At 68.2% G+C, this 20,854-nt stretch carries 13 protein-coding genes and 2 pseudogenes; 9 read left to right on the top strand and 6 right to left on the bottom strand.

The window, feature by feature from the left end:
- The first annotated feature begins 297 nt into the window (after window positions 1-297).
- Window positions 298-6,843, top strand: coding sequence for a polymorphic toxin-type HINT domain-containing protein (locus K2224_RS37830; protein WP_260693763.1), 6,546 nt, complete (start codon window positions 298-300; stop codon window positions 6,841-6,843).
- Window positions 6,844-7,120: 277 nt separating this feature from the next.
- Here the strand turns inward: K2224_RS37830 and K2224_RS41515 are convergent, their stop codons facing one another.
- From K2224_RS41515 to K2224_RS37845, 3 genes are all read right to left on the bottom strand, one after another.
- On the bottom strand, window positions 7,121-7,531 hold the full coding sequence (locus tag K2224_RS41515; RefSeq protein ID WP_313904828.1) for a tyrosine-type recombinase/integrase: 411 nt from the start codon (window positions 7,529-7,531) through the stop codon (window positions 7,121-7,123).
- 247 nt (window positions 7,532-7,778) lie between these two features.
- Complete coding sequence (locus K2224_RS37840) at window positions 7,779-9,461, bottom strand: cytochrome c biogenesis protein ResB (RefSeq protein ID WP_221911609.1); 1,683 nt, start codon at window positions 9,459-9,461, stop codon at window positions 7,779-7,781.
- A 364-nt stretch (window positions 9,462-9,825) separates the two neighbouring features.
- Window positions 9,826-11,019, bottom strand: a complete 1,194-nt coding sequence (locus K2224_RS37845; protein ID WP_221911610.1) for a multidrug effflux MFS transporter — start codon at window positions 11,017-11,019, stop codon at window positions 9,826-9,828.
- A gap of 637 nt (window positions 11,020-11,656) precedes the next feature.
- Here K2224_RS37845 and K2224_RS37850 point away from each other — a divergent pair.
- Both K2224_RS37850 and K2224_RS41200 read left to right on the top strand, forming a co-directional pair.
- Window positions 11,657-12,217, top strand: a complete 561-nt coding sequence (locus tag K2224_RS37850; protein ID WP_221911611.1) for a hypothetical protein — start codon at window positions 11,657-11,659, stop codon at window positions 12,215-12,217.
- A 154-nt stretch (window positions 12,218-12,371) separates the two neighbouring features.
- A pseudogene (locus tag K2224_RS41200) lies at window positions 12,372-12,523 on the top strand (radical SAM protein); the annotation flags it as partial.
- A 109-nt stretch (window positions 12,524-12,632) separates the two neighbouring features.
- Here the strand turns inward: K2224_RS41200 and K2224_RS37855 are convergent.
- Window positions 12,633-13,148, bottom strand: coding sequence for an EF-hand domain-containing protein (locus K2224_RS37855; RefSeq protein WP_260693766.1), 516 nt, complete (start codon window positions 13,146-13,148; stop codon window positions 12,633-12,635).
- Window positions 13,149-13,391: 243 nt separating this feature from the next.
- Between K2224_RS37855 and K2224_RS37860 the strand changes: the two genes are divergently transcribed.
- The 5 genes and pseudogenes from K2224_RS37860 to K2224_RS41820 form a co-directional block, all read left to right on the top strand.
- Entirely contained in the window at window positions 13,392-13,922 is a 531-nt protein-coding gene (locus K2224_RS37860) for a hypothetical protein (RefSeq protein ID WP_221911612.1), read from the top strand.
- 497 nt (window positions 13,923-14,419) lie between these two features.
- Window positions 14,420-15,241, top strand: coding sequence for a DAPG hydrolase family protein (locus tag K2224_RS37865; RefSeq protein ID WP_221911613.1), 822 nt, complete (start codon window positions 14,420-14,422; stop codon window positions 15,239-15,241).
- 340 nt (window positions 15,242-15,581) lie between these two features.
- A complete protein-coding gene (locus K2224_RS37870; protein WP_221911614.1) occupies window positions 15,582-16,253 on the top strand; it encodes a TetR/AcrR family transcriptional regulator in 672 nt (223 codons plus the stop codon).
- Between the two features lie 296 nt (window positions 16,254-16,549).
- Window positions 16,550-17,956 carry an NAD(P)-binding protein gene (locus K2224_RS37875; protein WP_221911616.1) on the top strand — a complete coding sequence of 469 codons (1,407 nt, stop codon included), beginning with the start codon at window positions 16,550-16,552 and terminating at the stop codon, window positions 17,954-17,956.
- A 184-nt stretch (window positions 17,957-18,140) separates the two neighbouring features.
- A pseudogene (locus K2224_RS41820) lies at window positions 18,141-18,419 on the top strand (hypothetical protein); the annotation flags it as partial.
- Between the two features lie 248 nt (window positions 18,420-18,667).
- Here the strand turns inward: K2224_RS41820 and K2224_RS37885 are convergent.
- Window positions 18,668-19,489: a polyphosphate polymerase domain-containing protein gene (locus tag K2224_RS37885; RefSeq protein ID WP_221911617.1), complete on the bottom strand. Its 822-nt coding sequence runs from the start codon at window positions 19,487-19,489 to the stop codon at window positions 18,668-18,670.
- Window positions 19,486-20,118: a DUF4956 domain-containing protein gene (locus K2224_RS37890; RefSeq protein ID WP_221911618.1), complete on the bottom strand. Its 633-nt coding sequence runs from the start codon at window positions 20,116-20,118 to the stop codon at window positions 19,486-19,488. Before K2224_RS37890 ends, K2224_RS37885 begins: the two co-directional genes overlap by 4 nt.
- A gap of 375 nt (window positions 20,119-20,493) precedes the next feature.
- Between K2224_RS37890 and K2224_RS37895 the strand changes: the two genes are divergently transcribed.
- A complete protein-coding gene (locus K2224_RS37895; RefSeq protein ID WP_313904829.1) occupies window positions 20,494-20,682 on the top strand; it encodes an HAD hydrolase-like protein in 189 nt (62 codons plus the stop codon).
- Window positions 20,683-20,854: the final 172 nt, after the last annotated feature.

Raw genomic sequence — 20,854 nt, forward strand, 5'->3', positions numbered from 1 at the left:
GCACAGCCGGAAGTGGCGAGGGCGGCTGTCGGCCGCCCGGATCCAGGCAAGCCCGTTCCAGGTGCCGACGGTCTGCACGTCAAGCCCCGCAAACCCTCGGCAGGGCCGAGGACCCCACAAGAGCGGCCCAGAAGCACATGGCCCCAGGCCGGCCACGCGACCCTCCACCTGGCCAAGCCCGGTTCGCCACCGAAGAACCGGCCTGCCGACCAGGATGCAGCTGTTCCCGTCACGCTCGCGCCCACGCAGCAGCGTCCTGCCGCCGCGGCCACCGGCAGGGCAGCGGGCAACGGGGCGATGCCGGATGCGGTCGACGTACGCGTTCTTGACCAACAGCAAGCCCGCCAGGCCGGCGTCGACGGCATGCTGTTCACCCTCCAGCCCGCCGGGAAGTCAGCTGCGCTTCCCACTCGCTCCACTCCGGTGCAGGTGAAGCTCGACTACGCCGATTTCGCGGGTGCTTTCGGCGGCGGCTACGCCTCACGCCTGCGCCTGGTGGAACTGCCGGCCTGCGCGACAACGACCCCCGAGAAGGCTGCCTGCCGCAAGGCCACCCCGCTCCCGACACAGAACAACACCGAGAAGCAGACCCTCACTGCCGCATCGGTCCCGATGCGGGTAGGCGCGCCGACCGTGCTCGCCGCAGTCGGCGACGACAAGGGGGTCAAGGGCGACTACAAGGCCACCAGTCTCGCCCCCTCTGCTACGTGGAACACCAGCCTCAACACCGGTTCGTTCACCTGGTCCTACGACATGCCGGTCCCGGAAGTCCCCGGCGGTCTGAAGCCGAAGGTGGGCCTGTCTTACTCCTCCGGCGCCATCGACGGGCGTACCGGCGGCACCAACAACCAGGGTTCCTGGGCCGGCGACGGTTTCGAGCTGTGGCCCGGTTTCATCGAGCGGCGCTACAAGCCCTGCTCCGAGGATGGGGAGAAGCACGCCGACGGCAACAAGCCGGGCGATCTGTGCTGGGCCTACGACAACGCTTTCCTCTCCTTCAACGGTAAGGCCGGCGAGCTTGTCCCGGCGGGCAAGGACCAGTGGAAGCTCCAGGCCGACGACGGCACCCGGATCAGGCACCTGACCTCGGCCGACCGTGACAACGGGGACAACGACAACGAGTACTGGGAGCTGACCGACCCCGCCGGTACCCGTTTCCACTTCGGCTACCACAAGCTGCCTGGCTGGGCCGCGGGAAAGGAGACCACCGACTCCACCTGGACCGTCCCGGTCTTCGGAAACAACAGCGGTGAGCCCTGCAACAAGTCCGCGTTCAAGGACTCCTGGTGCCAGCAGGCATGGCGCTGGAACCTCGACTACGTCGTCGACGTGCACGGCAACGCGATCGCCTACTACTACGACAAGGAAACCAACACCTACGGCCGCGACCTGGACAAGGACAACGGCACCCCCTACACCCGCGGCGGCTACCTCAAGCGCATCGAATACGGCCGTAGCGCCAGCGACCTGTATGCGGGCAAGCCACTGGCCCAGGTCTCCTTCACCAGCGCCGAACGCTGCCTGCCCGAGTCCGGCGTGACCTGCGCCGCCGACACCATCGACGCCAAGAGCTTCTACTGGTACGACACGCCCTGGGACCTGAACTGCGCCTCCGGAACCACCTGTGACAAGGGCCGCTTCTCGCCCACCTTCTGGACCCGCAAGCGCCTGACCGGGGTGACGACCGAGGTCCTCAAGGACGGCGCCCTCACGCCCGTCGACTCGTGGGCGTTGTCCCACCGCTGGGGCAAGGCCGACGTCGACTACCAGCTGGAGCTGGAATCCATCCAGCACACCGGCCGCACCGCCGCCATCCCGATCACCCTGCCGAAGACCACCTTCGCCTACACCCAGCTGGCCAACCGCCTGGACAGGACCGGCGACGGCTACGCCCCCTACGTCAAGGACCGCCTGTCCGACATCGCCGACGAATACGGCGGTCAGATCAGCGTCAACTACTCCGCCCCCGCCTGCTCCTTCAGCAGCCTCCCCGCCCCCGAGTCCAACACCACCCGCTGCTTCCCGCAGTACATCGGCGGCAGCTCCAGCGACGACATGGAGCAGTCCTGGTTCAACAAGTACGTGGTCACCTCGGTCACCACCACCGACCGCACCGGCGGCGCCCCGGACCAGGTCACCCGCTACACCTATCTCGGCGATGCCGCCTGGCACTACGACGATGACGACGGCCTGACCAAGGAGAAGTTCAAGACCTGGTCCCAGTGGCGCGGCTACGGACAGGTCCGTGTCCAGACAGGCGGCCAGGGCACCGCCGCCGACGCCATGAAGACCCAAGCAGACACCTACTTCCTGCGCGGCATGGACGGTGACCGCAAGAGCACGAGCGGCGGCACGAAGTCCGTCAGCGTCGCCCTGCCCGACGGCGAGGGCGAGCCGCTGACCGACGACGCCTCCGCGGCCGGCTTCGCGTACAAGACCGTCACCTACTCCGCTCCCGGCGGGAAGGTCCTGGCCAAAACCCTCAGCCGCCCGTGGCATCACGAGACGGCCGAGAAGGTCCGTGACTGGGGCACCGTCACCGCCAACTTCACCGGCACCGCCAGCACCCGCGCCTTCACCTCCCTCGACGACGGCGCCGGCGCCAAGTGGCGCACCACCACCGCCGCCTCCACCTACGACACCGTCGCCGGACGCGTCACCGAGGTCAGCGACCGTGGTGACGACGCCACCACCGACGACGACCGCTGCACCCGCACCACCTACGCCACCAACACCGACAAGAACATCCTCACCCTCCCCGCCCGCGTCGAGACCGTCGCCACCGAATGCGGCAGCAGCCCCGACCGCGCCAAGGACGTCCTCTCCGACGTCCGCACCGCCTACGACAACGGCGCCTACGGAGCAGCCCCCACCAAGGGCGACACCACCGCGGTGGCCACCCTCAAGACCCACGACGGCACCACCGCCACCTACCTCGAATCCGGCACCACCTACGACAGCTACGGCCGCCCGCAAAAAGTCACCGACCTCACGGCCAACGTCACCGCCATCGGCGACAGCGCCCCCACCCGCGCCCCCCGTACTGACGGCCGCACCACAACCACCACCTACACCCCCACCACCGGCTTCCCCACCCAGACAGTCACCACCACACCCCCCGCCGACCCGCAGGACGCCACCACCGCCCAGACCACCACCACCGAACTCGACCCGCTACGCGGCCAACCCACCGCCACCATCGACACCAACGGCAAACGCACCGTCCTGGCGTATGACGCCCTGGGGCGCTCCACCAAGGTCTGGCTGCCCGACCGCAGGATGACCACCCTGCTTCCCAACTACCAGTTCGACTACTACGTCGAGGAGGGGAAGCCCGCCGCGGTCGCGAGCCGCACCCTCAACCCGCAAGGCGGCAGCCAGACCATTTCCTACACGCTCTACGACGGCTACCTGCGAGCCCGCCAGACCCAGGCTCCCGGCCCCGATGCCGGACGCCTGATCAGCGACACGTTCTACGACGAACGCGGCCTGGCCTCAAGGACGTTCGCGCCGTACTACAGCACCGGTGCACCGGCCCGGGAGATCTTCAAGCCCGCCGACGCGCTGGGTGTGGAGTCCCAGACCTGGAAGACCTACGACGGGCTGGGCCGCGAAACCGAATCCCGCCAGGTCGCCGGCAACGGTGAGGGCGGCAAGGCCCTCGCCGTCACCCGCACCACCTACGGCGGCGACCGCACCACCGTCATCCCGCCCGAAGGCGCCACCGCCGCCACCACCGTCACCGACGCCCGCGGCCAGACCACCCAACTCCTCCAACACCACACCCGCGACGCAGCCGCCCCCGTCGACGCCACCCGCTACACCTACACCCCGGCAGGCAAGCTCGCCCAGGTCACCGACCCGGCCGGCAACAGCTGGAGCTACACCTACGACCAGCGCGGCAACCAGATCGAGGCCAAGGACCCCGACAGGGGCGTCCTGAAGAGCACCTACGACGACCGCAACCAGCTGACCACCACCGAGGACACCAACGGCGCCGTCCTCGCCACCGTCCACGACGGCCTCGGCCGCAAGACCGAACTCCACGACAAGACCGCCGACGGCCCACTGCGCGCCAGGTGGGTCTACGACACCGTTGCGAAATCCAAGGGCCAACTCGCCGAAGCAACCCGCTACATCGACGGCAAGCCCTACACCACAAAGATCACCCAGTACGACCCCGTCTACCGGCCCCAGCGCACCTCCGTCGTCCTCCCCGACTCCGAAGGCAAGCTCGCCGGCACCTACGAGGCCACCACTGCCTACTACTCCAACGGCCTGCCCATGGCCCGCAGCATGTCGCAGGTAGGCAACCTCCTCGGCAAGGGCTGGAACTACTCCTACGCCGACGACACGATGCGTGTGACGTCGGTCTTCGGCGACGGCATCCGCTCCGACGCCACCTACAACCTCGTCGGGCAGCCCCTCACCTACCGGATCGGCACCAGCACCGGCAAACCCACCCAGGTCACCAACACCTACGAGTGGGGCACCCGGCGCCTTGCCAACTCCCGCGTCGACCGCCAGGACATCGCTGGCGTAGACAAGTCCGCCACCTACACCTACGACCCCGCCGGCAACATCACCGCCCTCTCCGACGCCTCCCGCTCCGGCACCGACACCCAGTGCTTCACCTACGACCACCTGCGTCGCCTCAACGAAGCCTGGACCCAGTCCGACAAGACCTGCGCCACCACCCCCGCCGGCAACCTCCTCTCAGGCCCCGCCCCCTACTGGCAGTCCTACCGCTACGACCTCGCCGGCAACCGCACCTCCCTCACCCAGCACGACCCCACCGGTGATGCCGCCAAGGACACCAAGAGCGCCTACACCTACCCCAAGCCAGGCACCCCCCAGCCCCACACCCTCACCGCCGTCGACACCATCGCCCCTACCGGCACCAGCACTTCCACCTACACCTACGACCCCACCGGCAACACCACCACCCGCACCCTGCACGGCGACAGACAAACCCTCACCTGGGACCCCGAAGGCCACCTGACCAACGTCACCGAACCCAACGGAGACAAGGGCACCAAAACCACCAGCTACGTCTACGACGCCGACGGCAACCGCCTGATCACCCGCACCGACACCAAAACCACCCTCACCCTCGGCGACCACACCGAAGTCACCCTCGACAAGGGCTCCGACACCCCCAAGGCCACCCGCTACATCCCCCTGGGCGGCGGCAACCAGGCCGTCCTGACCAACGACGGCACCTACACCCTCACCCTCGCCGACCACCAAGGCACCGGCCAACTCGCCCTCAGCACCACCAACCAGACCCTCACCCAACGCCGCACCCTCCCCTTCGGTGGCCCACGCGGCACCCAACCCGATACCTGGCCCGGCACCAAAGGCTTCGTCGGCGGCACCAACGACACCACGGACACCGGCCTCACCCACCTCGGCGCCCGCGAATACGACCCCGACACCGGCCGCTTCCTCACCGTCGACCCCGTCCTGGACCTGACCGACCCCCAGCAGATCAACGGCTACACGTACAGCAACAACAACCCCACCACCTTCAGCGACCCCAGCGGCAAGATGTTCGCCGGCGACAACGGCCTCGGCTACGGCGTCGTCCAGAACAGATACGGCGGCATGCGCCTCTCGGGGTCAAGGAACTACATCCCGGGGCCAGGATCCTGCATCCAGCCGTACTGCCACACGCCCTTCAACGGACCAGTTGTCCGGAACGAAACCCCGTCGTGCGTCTACGCCATGGGCACCAACCCCGGCTGCTCCGCAAGCGGGCGTTCCTCCAATACCCCCACGGAGGGAACCGCCCCCAAACTCCTTGCCGGCAGCTATCCGCAGAACATGAACGTCGATCGCGGCCCGCTGTCCCCCTGGCAAAAGGCCGCAATTTTCACCTTGAGTGCCGTGTCCGGCGGCGTGATCCTCGCGCCGATGGCGAGCCTTGCGGTACCGGAATGCCTAGCTGCACTGCCGGTCTGCGCAGAAGCCATTGCCGGCGTCATCACGGGTGGAGCAGACGGCGGTAGCTTCCCCACTGGCGGAGCTGAAGGCGCCATCGCGGGAAGGGCCAGACCTTGCCATAGCTTCCTCCCCGGCACTGAAGTCGCCCTCGCCGACGGTGGGCGTAGACGCATCGAGGACATCCGAACCGGCGACAAGGTCATAGCCACCGACCCCGAAACCGGCAAGACCACAGCCCGCCCCGTCGTCGCCACCATCGTCACCAAGGACGACAAAAACTTCACCGACCTCACCATCAGGACGCCCTCCGGTGAATCCAGCATCATCGCCACCGACACCCACCCCTTCTGGTCCGTCGGCAACAAGAAGTGGATCAATGCCGGCGACCTGCGACCGGGCACCCAACTCCGCACTCCCCAGGGCGCAACGGCCAAGGTCACGGCAGTCCGTCACTTCCACAAGCAGCAACAGACACGCGACCTGACCGTCGCAGGCACGCACACGTACTACGTACTGGCCGGCGCTACGCCGCTCCTGGTGCACAATTGCGGCACCGGCGAAGATGACTTGATCCACGTGTACCGGGCTGCGCAACGGGGAAACGGCGAAGATGAGCTTGCCAATGGGCTCCACCCGAGCCGCCACGCTGGAGGAAATGGCATAGCATATGTGGGCTCGGAGGATGTCGTCTCCAAAGGCTATGCCGATTATTCGGTCGGTACGCATGAAGACTTCTATACCAAGTTCACTTTCAATCGCTCAGACTTCGAGAAGAATTTCGGTACAGGTCTCGATTATGAGGGCGGCCCTGGAAAGGAATGGGAGATACCTCATGCCAAAATTGACCTATTCAATCGGCTGACGATAGGAAGGGAAAAACTGTGGGCACCATGGTAGAGGGGCAGGATATCCATGACCTTCCCGTGCCGGAGTGGGGTGAGATCGGCTCCGGCCTCGTCGGGAGCGTTGTTGAAGTGAGAATCCTGTGTGTTCATCCATTTGGGGTGGGTGTGGAGATGACTGCACATGGCGCCTACGGTCACGTCAATCCTCCGCGCGTTACGGATGGCCGTTTCACGATCGAAGAAACGGCAAAGCATATCGGCGAAGTCCGGAGGGCTCTCGTGTTGGCTGCGGACCCCGGTCGACAGCCCACGTTGACGCTTCGTCCGTCTCAAATCCCGGCCGCTTGATAAATGCCCTGGCCTCTTTCTCCCGACTGGAAGGGGTCAGGGCATTTTCGAAGCCGGACATGCCGCAGGATATTCGCGGGTCCTTGAATTTCGTTGTTCGGAAATTTGATTCGGTAGGCGATGCGGCAGGAGTGGGCGTAGACGCCGGCGGTGGCGCCGATGTGGGCGTGGCTCAACAATTCCTTGAACACGCCGAGTTCGGCGCCCTGTTCCAGGAGGAGAGCGGCCGCCGAGTGCCTGAGGCCGTGGAACCGGATACAGCGGAGTGTGGTCCGACGTAGGAGGGTGTTGAAGCGCCGGGTGAGGGTGGCTCCCTCGGTCGGGGAGCCGTTGGGCCGTGTGACGACGTAGCCGCTCGCCTTCCAGCCGGCCCCTGCGGAATCGCCCCTCACCGGAAGGGTCGAGCAAGCTATGGGCAGGGCCGGATCCTTGCCATCTGTCCCTCCCGATCCATCCGGACAGGGCATGTGCTGGTGTCGGCGACCAGTTCGGTCCGCAGATGGCCGGTGGTGGCCCAGCCGCCGACTCGGCAGGGGGATGTCGATGTCGGTGGCAAGGTAGAGCCGGCCCTCGACGGTGTCGCGGCTCTTCTCCTCTCACACACCGAAGGGTTCGCCCGGATTCTTGCCACCTCCTTCTTCAGCGACCCGGAACTGGAAGGACAGGTGCGTCTGGCTCCAACGCCCCGGCGAGGTCGGCGAGTTCCTGGGGGACACGGGCGGCTTCGTTGCGGCCGAGTCCGCCCAGCTCGACGACGGTGGCGCCGTCGTCGCCCCGCTCCGCACGGACCCATACCCGGCGCCGCTGGATGAGCAGTGAGCCTGCCACGCCGAACAGCGCGGCGAGCCCGCCGGTCAGGGCGAGACCGTTGCCCGGTTTGTGGCTGATCTGGAAGCCGGCCCAGGGCTTGACGCCGTCGAAGGTGATGCTGCCGTCGCCTCCGGGCAGCGTCATCGTTTCGCCGGGCCGCAACATCTGGGCAGCAGCGCGACCATGGGCCTTGTACGGGGTCAGGCCCTTCATTTTCAGCTGGTACACGTTCTGCGGCAGTCCGGAACCCAGCCCGAGGTCGCCATGGAAGGCCGTGAGCACCATGCGGGGATTGTCCGGCGCCGGGAACTGGGAGAGCATCGTGCCGGAGCCCGCGCCGCCGTAGGTGGGGATGAAGAAGCCCTGGAATCCGAGCTGGTTGGGTCTGCCGTCCCTGGTCTTGGCGCCTGGCACCTTGACCACGCCGGTCGAGGTGAAGTTCTTCGCGTCCTGCGGCAGGAAGGGCGCCGAGCCCCGATAGACGACCTTGCCGCGGCCGTCCTTGACGGTGACCGTAGGCGCATAGCCGTGCGAGATCAGGTAGACCTTGGCATCGGCCATGTCGAGGGGTTCGTTCACCTCGATCGATGCCCTGTGCTCCGCGCCGCCCGTTCCGAGGAAGTACGAGATGTCGGCGCGGAAGACCCGCGGGGTGCCCTTCTGGGGGCCGGAACGCTCGTAGGCCGCGACGAACTTGTGCAGGGTGAAACCGAAGGGCTTCATGCTGTCGGTGTCGAAGAACGCGCCGGAGTCGAAGTCGTCGTACTGGGCACGGTTGTTGCTGAAGCCGTCGCCTTCGAGGATCAGCTTGCCGCCTTCGGACTTCCCCAGACTGCCGACGGCGATTGCCACCAGTATCACGACCAGGGCAAGGTGGAAGACCAGGTTGCCTGCCTCGCGCAGATAGCCCTTCTCGGCGGCGACCGCGCTACCGGCCCGGCGGGCACGGAAGCAGCGCCTCTTGAGCATGCGTTCGGCGGCGGCGAGAACGTCGTCGGGGTGGGCGTCGGTGCGCCAGGTGGTGTAGGCGGGGAGCCGGGTCATCCGACGCGGCGCGGCCGGCGTGCGCCGGCGGAACTGTTCGACGAACTGCCAGGCACGCGGCACGATGCAGCCGATGAGGGAGACGAACAGCAGCAGGTAGACCGCCGAGAACCACACCGAGCTGTAGACGTGGAACATCCCCAACGTGTCGTAGATCCTGCCGAGGGTCGCGTGGGCGGTCTTGAATTCGTCGACCTTGACCGGGTCGGTGCCGACCTGTGGGATCAGCGAGCCGGGAATAGCGCCAAGTGAGAGCAGGAACAGCAGCATCAGCGCCACCCGCATGGAGGTCAGCTGGCGCCAGAACCAACGCGCCCATCCGACGGGACCGAGCGAGGGGAGGGGGACGTCTTCCCTGCGCGAGGCAGAGGGACGGTGCCTGGCCGCACCGGGATCGGCGCCGGCGCCTGCGGGGCGGGAGGATGCGCCACCGCCCGGGGCACTGGAGGAATTGGTCGTGGTGGACATCAGTCAGATCCCAACAATGATGCTTTGCGTCCAACTCGACAGCTTGGACATGAGGTGTCCCGGACACCGGTGAGGACTGAGGTTTTGCACACACGTGTCGTCACATGCCGTGTGTCATAGGAGAGTTGAGGTGTACGGGAGCCTTGTTCCGGTGGCGCCGAACAATTCGCGCGAGCGCCGCGAAACCCTTGCCGCAGCAGCAGTCCGCAGACTGCGTGCTTCCGTACTTCCGTTCCTGCATGTGTGTTCCCGCGTGTGCAGTCCCGCATGTGCGCTCCCGCTCGTCCTTGCCTGGATCGGGACGTGTTCTGGAACATTGATCGCCCTGCTGTCCAACGGTCGACCAACCTGCCCTGGCGGACGGTCAGTTGAGGGCGGCAGGGGCAGTGCTAGCGGAGGTGGAACCCGTCATGCTCAAAGCAAGGATGGCGAGGACGGCCGAGAGGGTCATGCCGGCGAACATGGGGAGGGCGGTGTGTTCGCCGCCGAGGCCCACCAGTGGGGCGGCGATGGCGCTGAGGACGCTCTGGATGGTGCCCAGGAGGGCGGAGCCGGTTCCGGCGGCGTGCGGAACCTGTTCCAGGGCGAGTGCGGCCGCGTTCATGGCGACCAGGCTGATGCCGACCAGGGTGAGGTAGAGCAGCCCCAGCACTGCCGGCAGACCCAGTCGGTCGGTCAGGGCGAGCACGCACAGGGTGGCGGAGCCGACGGGCATCACCGCAAGACCGGTCCGCATCAGTGCCTGGGGGGTGAAGCGGCCGACGAGGCGGGTGATGACCAGGCCGGATACGACGCTGACGGCGCCGACGGAGGCGAACGCGGCGGAGGTCTGGCCCACGCTCAGGCCGAGCAGGTTCTGGAAGAGGAAGGACGCTCCGCCCAGGTAGCAGAAGAGCACGGCCAGGGCCATCCCGAAGCAGAGGGTGTGTCCCAGGTAGGAGCGGTTGGCCAGGACCTCGCGGGCCGCCCGGAACGTTGCCTGGGCGCCTCCCGTCTGGCGACGTTCGGCGGGCAGGCTTTCCGGCACCGCGACCAGCGCGCCGGCGAGGGCGACCAGAGTGGTGGCGGCCAGGCTCCAGAACACCGCCCGCCAGCCGGCGGCGTCGATCACGATGCCGCCCAGTACTGGCGCGATGGCCGGTGCCACGCCCAGCAACGACATCAGCACGCCCAGTAGCTTGGCCGCCTTCTCGCCGGTGGCGACGTCGGAGATCACGGCCCGGCCGATGACGACACCCGCGGCACCGGTGAAGCCCTGGACGAAGCGCAGGGCGACCAGCCAGCCCAGCGAGGGGGCGAGGGCGCACAGTGCGGTGGCCACGACGCAGGCGGCGGTGCCGATCAGGATCGGCTTGCGTCGCCCGAACCGGTCCGAGAGCGGGCCGAGGATCAGCTGGCCCACTCCCATGCCGATCAGGAACGAGGTGAGGGTGAGCTGAACACCGGAGGCGTCCGTGCCCAGGGCCCCAGTCATGTCGGGGAAGGCAGGCAGATACATGTCCGTGGCCAGAGGCGTCACGAAAGCGAGCAGCACCAGGGCTGCCGTCATCACCGGCATGAGGGGAACTCCACAACAAGAACGCGCGCAGCAGGCGTCGCACACAACAGCCTGGGCTGCGCTGTCCTTACACGATCGAGCACCGTGCGACGCCTGGTTCCCGACCCTAGGAAGACGTCGCCGCCTCGCACCTCGGTCCACGGTCCCGAAACCGACCCTCCGCTGTGCCTACGGCCGGTGTCCCAGGGCGCTAGGCCGTTGGTCCTCAGCCCCGAGCGCGCTCCACGGACGCGGATTCGCGCCGTCATGGACGGTGGTCGAGCAATGGTTGAACTCTGGTTGAGTATGCAACCACCGGGCCGCGAGAGCGAGGGAGCAGGCCCCACCACATGCCGCCCGGCTCGGCGGCATCCGTACAGCTGCGGCGGTCCGCACCGCCGGCGGAAGCGGGGCGGCGCCTGTTCCGCAGGTACGGCGTCATCGTCGCGGACGGCTTGAGCGGCCGAGCCCCGTTGACTGCCTTCGGCATGTCTGTGGCCCTAGGTCCTGTCGTCAAACTCCCGCTGCCGTCCGGCGCCCGACCCGCCCTCCGGGCGAACGGCGGGAGTTTGACGACAGGACCTAGGGCTTTCTCCCGATCCGCATCACAACCCGAGACCGATTCAGCCCACACTGCCTGGCATCTACGGTGACTGTCATGACCGATGACGGACAGCGACCGACCGGGGTGCCCCGGGACTCCGCCGTGGCCCTGGTGCGGGGCTACGCGGCACGCGACACCGTCGCCGTGGGGCAAGCCCTCACCGCATTGAACGAAACCGGCCAGGCGGACGCCTACAGGGTGCTGGGCGCACTGTTCCAGTCCACGATAAACGTCGTCGAGGCCACCGACCGGAGACTGGAAATCTGCCGCCTGGTACGGCTCGCGGACGATCTCGCCTCGGCCGCGCCGTCCCACTACGAGTTCACTCTCACCGAGGCGGTTCGCAGTTGGGCCCGCGGCGACCTGGCAGAGGTATGGCGACTCAACGCCGCCGACCCGGTCGGCGCGACGCACATCACCGCCGTCTTCGTCGCGGTCCTCGGACTGACGCTGTGGGACCAGGAGACGTTCCTCAACGTCCTGGCGACCTACGAGCAGATCGCACACACGCACCTGCCCGCGCCCCTGACCGGATCCGCGGCCCCCCGACCCCCGTCGGCTGCGTCGTCGATGCCCTTCACCGGCGGAGCCGACGGGTACTACGAGTACGTGTGAACCGAAGGACGCGAACCCGCCGCCTCGGATGCCCCGGCGGGCCGGAGGACCGCAGCCAGGCAGGGGCCGGGTACCGGAGGAACGAAGCACCGACGCCCAGTCGAACCGCCGTTGTCGAGGACCTGATGGCACGCTTCGCGCACATCACCAGGGAGGCGGCCCTCACGAGCTGCGCCGCACCGTGGTGTCCGTCCGCATGAATCGCAGTCGCCGTACCACGTGCGAGCCGGGGAAGACGGTGCGCTGGGGCTCTGTTTGGATGGGGCACGGATTGCGGACGTCGGGCCTTTCGGCGATTGGTGGCGACGGGGTGCGACGGTCTTGAGCGGGTGTCTTGCGGACTGTGTGCGGACTGCCGGGCCTTGGTGCAGTCCGCGTGACGGCCGCGCGCCGGCGCCGCTCGTTCCCGGTCTCCTTAATACAGGGCCTCGCCCATAGGGGAGGCGTCGCCGATGACGTAGGAGCGGATCGACGCCAGGTACTCATCACGAGCCACCAGGCCGTCTCCGTCGGCGTCCAATGCGTTGAACGCGGCAGCAGCGTTTCCGGGCGCATTGTTCAGCGCGGTGCGCAGCATGGTGAATTCGGCCTTGTCCAGGACGCCGTCCCCGTCGGCGTCGGCGAGGTCGAACAGTGCGCCCAGGGCGAACCGGCAGACGTTGTCGAACTTGTCGGCGCCGACCCATGCGTCGTATTCCTCGAACGTCAGCTTCCCGTCGCCGTTCGCGTCCATCGCCCCCCATGCCTTGTGGGCTTGCCCGCGGGCGGCGACGACGAGCGGGTCGTCCTCCGAGCGTCCCGTGGCCTGGACGGTCCGGTCGACCCGGGAGAGGTAGTCGTGGGCTGAGATGACCCCATCCCCGTCCGCGTCCATCATGGCGAAGATGCGCCTTCTCGCGACGGTGGCGGCTGCAACGGTGGTACGGCCCACTGGTGAATCTCCTCTTGCTCGTTTCCCGCTCGACGAGGACTCGTCCGGCGCTTGCTACCCGCCGTGTTCCAGGTTCCATGCGGCCGCAGCCGACCGTATGGAGTCCGGCGGGAGTGCGGGCGCGCATGGCCGCGCATGGAGCGCTGTGTGCGCAGGTCGTGCGCTTCGACACGCCGGGGCATGGGATGCGCTCCTGGGTAGGTCAAGTGCCGTTGGTGGTGCAAGGACGTAGCTGGAGGGAACATGTTCGGTAGGCGTGGTGTCGCGGTGGCCCTGGGGTCCGTGATGCTGGCTGGATCGTCGTTGGTGTGGGCACCGGCCGGTCAGGCCACGACGGGCGAGGGGAGCGTCGGCTGCATCGGGCATAGTGAGAGCCGTTACGACCCGCCGCTCACGCTCCTGCCCCGGCCGACCCATGTTCACGCGGACATCACGTACACCTGCGGTGCCCACGGCCGGACCGTCCCCGCCACCGGCTCCTTCAACTCGTTCGCACCAGCTGCCTCCTGCGTCGCCGTGTCGGGCGGAAGCGGGAGGGAAGCCGTCCAGTATGCCGACGGCAGCAGGTCACTGATCGTCTACGACAGCGCCACGACCGTCCGTCTCGCAGGCGTCCTGGTCGTGATCCAGCGAGGCCGGGTCGTCGTGGGACGTGGCCAAGGGCATCCCGTACGGCGGACCGTCACCGGCCTGCCCCGCGAACTACCCACGGATTGCCTCACGTCCGGCCTCCGCGGAGGCAGCAACGAGGTGCAACTGGAGATTGAGCCGTAAATCCCGGGCCATGGGCTGGCGTCCCAAACCTGATACCAAGACGGGTGGTAACGGGCGGTGGTGGCTGACCCCGCGTCCGCAGGCCCTGGCTGAGCGTGTTCCAGTCGTTGTCCGGCGCCACCGCCAGGGGAGTGGACACTCGCCACTCCAGGATCGACTGCGCCGCGCGCATGGCCGGGGCGCCCCGCCGCCGGTCGATCCCGTCCGGTCGGCCGGGGTGGGCCAGGACGACGTCGCACAGCTGGGTGAACACTTCACGGAGCTTGCGGAGGGCCGCGTTGCCCTGGTCGGGCTGGACTGCGGCGAGGAGTGCGTCCCTGCCCGTGAAGCGGCACGTATGGTTCGATCCACCTGCTCCTCACCGGACACCGGCCCCACGGTTGGCGCTGTAGCGACCGGCGCCCCTCCGTACCGGCGCCGCTCGGCAAAGTCTGGTGCGGGCTGTGGCACTGCCGCCCGGGGCCGCCGCGCCGCACTCGCGAGTGGAAGGAATGGCCATGCTGCCTGTCACGTACTACCCGGTCCCCACCCAGGACCTGTTCCGCCGCAATGCCGAACGGATCAAGAACAAGCCCTACGCCGAGTACTTCAACGGCGACCTGTGGCTCCACGACGACGTCCTGCCGTCCCTGAAGGCGCCCATGGACCCCGACGCCATGCTGTCCTCGGACCCCGCCGACCTCAACACCCTGCTGGACCCCGGCCACCACACCGTGGAGACCGGATACGGCCTCACCCGCGCCGGTCACCCCTACGTCGCGAGCCTGACCCGCTTTCCCGGATGCACCCCGGAGATGTTCACCTGGTGGTTCTGGTGGCACTCCGTGGAGCCCGAGCGGTACTCCCTCTGGTACCCCTACAACCACGTGGAGGCCGTCCCGCGCAACAAGGACGTACTCACCCGGCCGGGCCTGAGCGACGCCGAACGCTACATCGGCAACACACACGACATCGTCGAATACATCGGCCCCACCCGCCTCGCGCTGTCCGTCGAGTTCGTGGACCCCGCCGAACTCGGCCTGGACACAGGCCGTTTCACCACGGCTGGTTACCGAGCCCACGCCTGCGCCCGCATCCGTGGCGGCTACATGATCCACCTGGCGCGAAAGACCGACGAGGGCTTCGAGCTGCGTAGCCGCTACCTCCTCGACCGGACACCCGCGCCGGCCCCTGACAGCGCGGAGGCACGTGACCGGGCGCGGGCCTTCGCCTACGAACTCCTGCTCCACGACCAGATCGAGTTCACGCACCTGTCGACCTTCCTCGCCGACATCTTCGCCGAGTTCGGCCGGCGGTCCGCATCGCCTCATGCCTGGTAGGCCGCAGTGCGTCCTGGCCGACGGCGACCCGCTCGCCGACATGCGCGCCACCCGCACCCTCACCCGCGGTGGGTGCGGCGGCATCGAGCACCCGGCCGCCGATGCCTGACACGAGGTCGTCCCAAGAGCCTTGGACGAACTCACCGACCGGATGCGGAAGAGCTTCTTCAAGCGGCTTGACGCGGCATGGCAACCCCGGGGCGGGGTCGGCGCGTTCGGCGGTGGGGACCAGCGCCGCGCGGGCCTGCTCCTCCGACCAGGGCCCCGGCCACGCCGTACCTCGGAGGGAGAGGGCGATTTATCTGGAGTTGACAACTCCAGATAGTGCTAGTGTGGGCTCATGGACGGAACGGTTTCACCCGCACCCCGTGGCGCACGGCGCCTGAGACGCGATGCCGAGGCCAACCGGCAGCGCACGCTCCTGGCCGCTCGGGAGGTGTTCGCCGAGCGGGGGCTGGGGGTGAACCTTGATGACATCGCTCACCATGCCGGTGTCGGAGTGGCGACGTCCTACCGGCTTTTCGGCAACAAGCAGGCGCTGATCAACGAGCTGTTCGAAGAGCGCGTCGATGCCTTGGCGTCGGCCGCCGAACACGCTCTGGCGGATGACGACCCGTGGGAGGGGTTCGTCGGCCTGCTGACCATGATCTTGGAGCTGATGGCCACCGATCGCGGACTGCGAGAAGTGGTGTTCTCCGAGGTCGGGGGGCGTCCGCTGGTGGCGCAGGCGCGCCGTAGGTTCATCCCCGCGGCCGACGCGGTCATGCGTCGTGCCCAGGAAGCCGGCCTGCTGCGCCCGGACTTGGCCATGACCGACCTGCAACTCGTCTTCTACATGGTGAACTGCGCAATCCAGCACACCCAGCCGGTCTCGAACGCGGTGTGGAGGCGCTGCCTGACGATCGTCCTGGACGGCCTGCGCGTCCGCCCCGGACTGACAGACATGCCGGTGGCGGCTCTCACGACCGCCGAGGAAGAGCAGGTCGCCGGCCTCAACCCCTTCAGTTCCTGAGCGCTTCCGTACCTCCCGAGGCGCTGCTCGCCGGGCCCGATGCCTCGCTCCTTGCAGGGGCCGGATCTGCGCGCGGCCGTGATCGCGCCGGTGTGAGCCACCGTGTGCGGTCAACGGCCCCTGCGGTCATGCCTTTCCGCTGCGCACTCGTGCGCTCAGCCTGACGGCTGGACATCGCGCGAACGCAAGGTCTCCGCACGTCGTGGCTCTTCCGCGGTGTTCCACCGGCAACCGCCGGCCGTGCCGAGTACGGCCGGCTCCCCACCTTCGAAGCAATGACGCAAGGACGGTGTTCGATGAATCCGACAGCTCTTGAGGTCGACTACCTGATCGTCGGTGCCGGGGCCATGGGGATGGCCTTCGCCGACACCCTCATCGCCGAGACCGACGCGACGGTGGCCATCGTCGACCGCCATGACCAGCCCGGCGGTCACTGGACGGTCGCCTACCCCTTCGTGCGCCTGCACCAGCCGTCGTCCTTCTACGGCGTCAACTCCCGCGAGCTGGGCAGCGGCACGGTGGACCAGGACGGCTGGAACGCGGGACTGCACGAGCTGGCCTCGGCCAGCGAGATCCTGGCCTACTTCGACCAGGTGATGCGCAGGACACTCCTGCCGACCGGCCGGGTCTCCTACTTCCCCAAGTCGCTCTACGACGGCCCGGATCCCCAGCGGCCCGACGTCCAGCGCTTCCGCTCCCTCGTCAGCGGGGCCGGCTTCGAGGTGACCGTCAAACGGCGGACCGTGGACGCCACCTACATGAACGTCACCGTGCCGGCCATGGCTCCGCCCAAGTACGAGGTCGCCCCCGGCATCCGCCTGATCACCCCCAACCAGCTGCCCGCCCTGGAGGAACTGCCGTCCCACTACACCGTCGTCGGGGCGGGAAAGACAGGCATCGACGCCTGCCTGTGGCTGCTCAGCCGCGGCACCGATCCCGCCGACATCACCTGGATCATGCCCCGCGACTCCTGGCTGATCGACCGCGCCCACACCCAGCCCGGGGATTCCTCCGCCCTCGAAACGGAGGCGGCCCGCCGCGAGGCCGTGGCCGGCGCCAGCACGGTGCAAGAGCTGTTCACACGGCTGGAGGACCGCGGCCTGCTGCTTCGGCTGTCGCCCGACGTCGAGCCGACGGCCTACCGCTGCGCGACGGTCGCCCGCGCCGAACTCGAACAGCTGCGCCGCATCGGCGACATCGTCCGCCACGGCAGGGTCAGGCGCATCGACGAGAGCGAGATCGAACTCGACGAGGCCATCGTTCCCGCGCAGGCCGGGACCCTCTACATCGACTGCACCGCCGACGGTCTGGAACGACGGCCGACGGTGCCTGTCTTCGACCAGGCGCGCATCACGTTGCAGGCGGTGGTTCCCTGCCAGCAGGTGTTCAGCGCCGCACTCACCGCCCACGTCGAGGCGAGTTACGCCGACGACGACACCAAGAACGCCCTGTGCGCACCCTCGCAGCACCCCGACTCCGCCCTGGACTGGATACAGTTCTTCGGCGACATCCAGGAGCGGATCGTGCGATGGACCGCCGACCCCGCACTCGTCGCATGGCTCACCACCTGCCGCCTCCTGGGCCGACGGCTCCCCGAGCTCTCCCCCGAGCAGCGCACCGCACTCCTGCCCACGTTCCAGGCCCAGAAGCTGAAGCTGGAGCGGCTTCTCCAGCAGGCGAACGTGGTCTCGGCAGTGAACTGACCGACGACATGGCGACATCACCCACATCCACCTGGCCGTGTGGGCTCGGTGCCGTCTGGCCGGGCCGCATGGTCCGTTTGCCAACTGGAGCGAGAAGTGGTCGGGGGCCGCTTCGGCCGATGTTCCGCGCCGGGCGCTGATGGCCACCGATCCCGTCACCATCCGCGCCGGCCTGCCGAGCCTGATGGGCGCGATTCTGTTGCTCGAACACCACAAGGGCACCGGGCTGGGGGAGGTCGACCGCGCGCTGACCCAACTGACCGGCAGCGGGTGCCTGGAGGGCCTGCGCGGCGTGGTACTCGGCCAGTTCCTCGGCTTCGATGGGGCCGCGGCCGACCCTGCGTTGGGCGGACGGGGCATTGCTGACGTCCTGCGTGACCGACTCGCCCGCCTGGGTGTTCCGGTCCTCGGCGGGCTTTCCGTCGGACGCGGCGCACACGCTCCAACTGTCCCACTCGGAACCGAGGCCACGATCGACACGACCACGGGAACGCTGACCGTCCAGTCGGCTGTCGTGCGACGTCACGGGCCCTCGGAGTTGGCGTTCATGTCGGGTTCCGGTCCACGATCACCGCGGTGGACAGCTGGTCGAAACGGTCGGCTCGGGCTGCCCGTAGCGCGGCAGCCGGTTGCCCGACGCGCCGCGTCGGCGGCTGACGGGACGCCCGTGCGCGCCCGTCAGCCGCCGTCGCTATGGAAGGGGAGACACGGTCACCCTGTTCCGGCCCCGAAGGCCCGGCGCGCCGCGCGGCGCCAGCGGTTGGCGGGGAGCGACGGGCGCAGGGCGGCGAACGCGCCGCAGTACTTGGTGAAGACGGCGGGCTGCACACCGTGGGCGTGCAGTACGCGGTCCGCGTCGGTGAGGTGCCCGGTTGATTTCGTCTCGACCAGCACGAGGTCGGTGTCGCAGTGCACGGCCTGTTGTGTCCTCAGATCGACGCAGACCAGTCCCGCGTCGCAGGTGACGCGCTCGCCGTCGCCCACGAAGGTCGCTCGGAGGTAGTCCGTGCTGAGCGAGGGATGCAGTGTGGTGGGAGCGGCGATCGCGTAGGCCCGGTCCAGGGTTGCCGCGAGGAAGGCTTGTTGGGCGGGGGCGAGTGGGGTGTCGGTCCCGGTGAGGGGCCGGCGGTGCTTGACGGTGTCGCCGCGGCTCCCCTTGAGCTTGATCTCGTACTGCCGCTCGCCGGTGTCCTGGTAGACGCGTTCACGGATCTTGAAGCGGAGGCGGCGGCCCTGGCGGTGATCGTGGAACGACCGGAGGTCGGGGGTGTCGTAGTAGACCGAGTGGTAGCGGAAGGCGCGTCGGCCCTCGATGGCCAGGGCCCGTAGCGGCCCGCCGCGGCGCTGCGGCGCGGTGAGCCGGCCGACCACATGGGCGAACGTGTCTGCCGGTACCAGGTAGCTGCGGTCGAAGCGCGCGAGCAGGGCGGACCGCTCGTTGACCTCGGCCAGCGAAATGGGTTCGGCGTCGTGGGCCGCCTCGTTGATGGCCTGTACGGCCGCCGGGGCGAGCACCGCCGTTCCGGCCGTCATGCCGCGTCCAGGACGGGCGAGTTCGGACGCCCGCGCTCGGCCACGGCGGGCTGCTCACCTACGGTTCTCGACGCGGCTTCTCGGTAACGGACGTCGACGACCATCAGATCCCGCACGAAGTCCACCTCCATGACCGTCCAGTGCAGTGGTTCGCCGAGGCGCCGCTCAAGGTCGGCCCGGAGCGGGGCGGGGTCGCTGTGGACGGTGTCGAGAGTGACGACCGCGCGACGGGTGCGGGCGAGCAGCCGCGGGTGGTCGGCCGCGTAGACGACCAGCAGGAGTACGGCGCTCAGCACAGCGGCAAGGCCGAACGACAGGTGCGGGAGGGCGCAGATGAGGCCGAGGACGAGCGTGGTGAAGTAGTAGGCGACTTCCTCGTGTTGGACGGAGTCGGAGCGGAGCCTGATGATCGACAGGACGCCGAAGAGGCCGAAGCCGACCGCCATGCCTCCCTTGCCGCCCACTGCGGCGAGCGCCGCGACGACGGTGAACAGGGCGACGTTCAGGGCCAGATACGCGGGCACGAGGTCGCGGCGTCGGTGCCTGGGGTAGTAGATCGCGAACGCCAGCAGGCAGATGGCGGCGAGGTCGAGCCCCAGGTGGGCGACGAGGTGACGTAACGAGTCCATGGTTCCACTCTCTGTGAAGAACGGAAGGGGTCTGAACTGTAGGGAAACTCAAGCTGAACGGTCCCCCCTTCTTGATGGATATTGCGCATCCCTGATCGTTACTGTTGGTAAGTGTCTGGTAACGCATCACGGCTGGCGCGTTCGGCGTTCTTGCCGCGCGAGTCGGGGCGATCTTGCGGACCGGCGTGACCGTCCGCCCCCGTCCCGGTCGCGGCTCGCTGATTTTTGCGTGATACTCCAGCGAAGACGCGGGCGCTCCAGGCGTCGAGTACCGGCAGGAGCAACTCCTGTCGCACGTAGACGGTCAGGGAGTGGTCGAGGGCGTGTGCCTCGCTCCGAAGGGAACGCGGGCTGCCGCCGATTGCGCGAGACGTCGTGTTGATCAGGGGCACCCCGGCCGACGTCGAAGGCGGGCGGGCGAACGGGGTGCGGGTCATCGCGGTCGCCTCGGGCCGGAGCGCCGCCCCGGAACTACGCGATGCAGGGGCCGATGCAGTCGTACCGGACCTGCGTGACACGAAACGTCTCCCGAAGCTCATCCGTGGGAGCGAGCGTCCGGTCTGACCGGGTCCGCGGGCACCAGTCATCGCGCCGCAGAAGACCGCGACGGAGACGTGGTATCTCGGGATGCGCAGAGCGGTCACGCGGCACCCATCGGCTACGCGAACTGCCAGCTTATGAGGGCCAAATGAGTCTGCGTCGATCCGCGGCATCGAAGGTGGCGGACGCACTGTTC

The sequence above is a fragment of the Streptomyces sp. BHT-5-2 genome, from assembly GCF_019774615.1.
GTDB lineage: Bacteria > Actinomycetota > Actinomycetes > Streptomycetales > Streptomycetaceae > Streptomyces.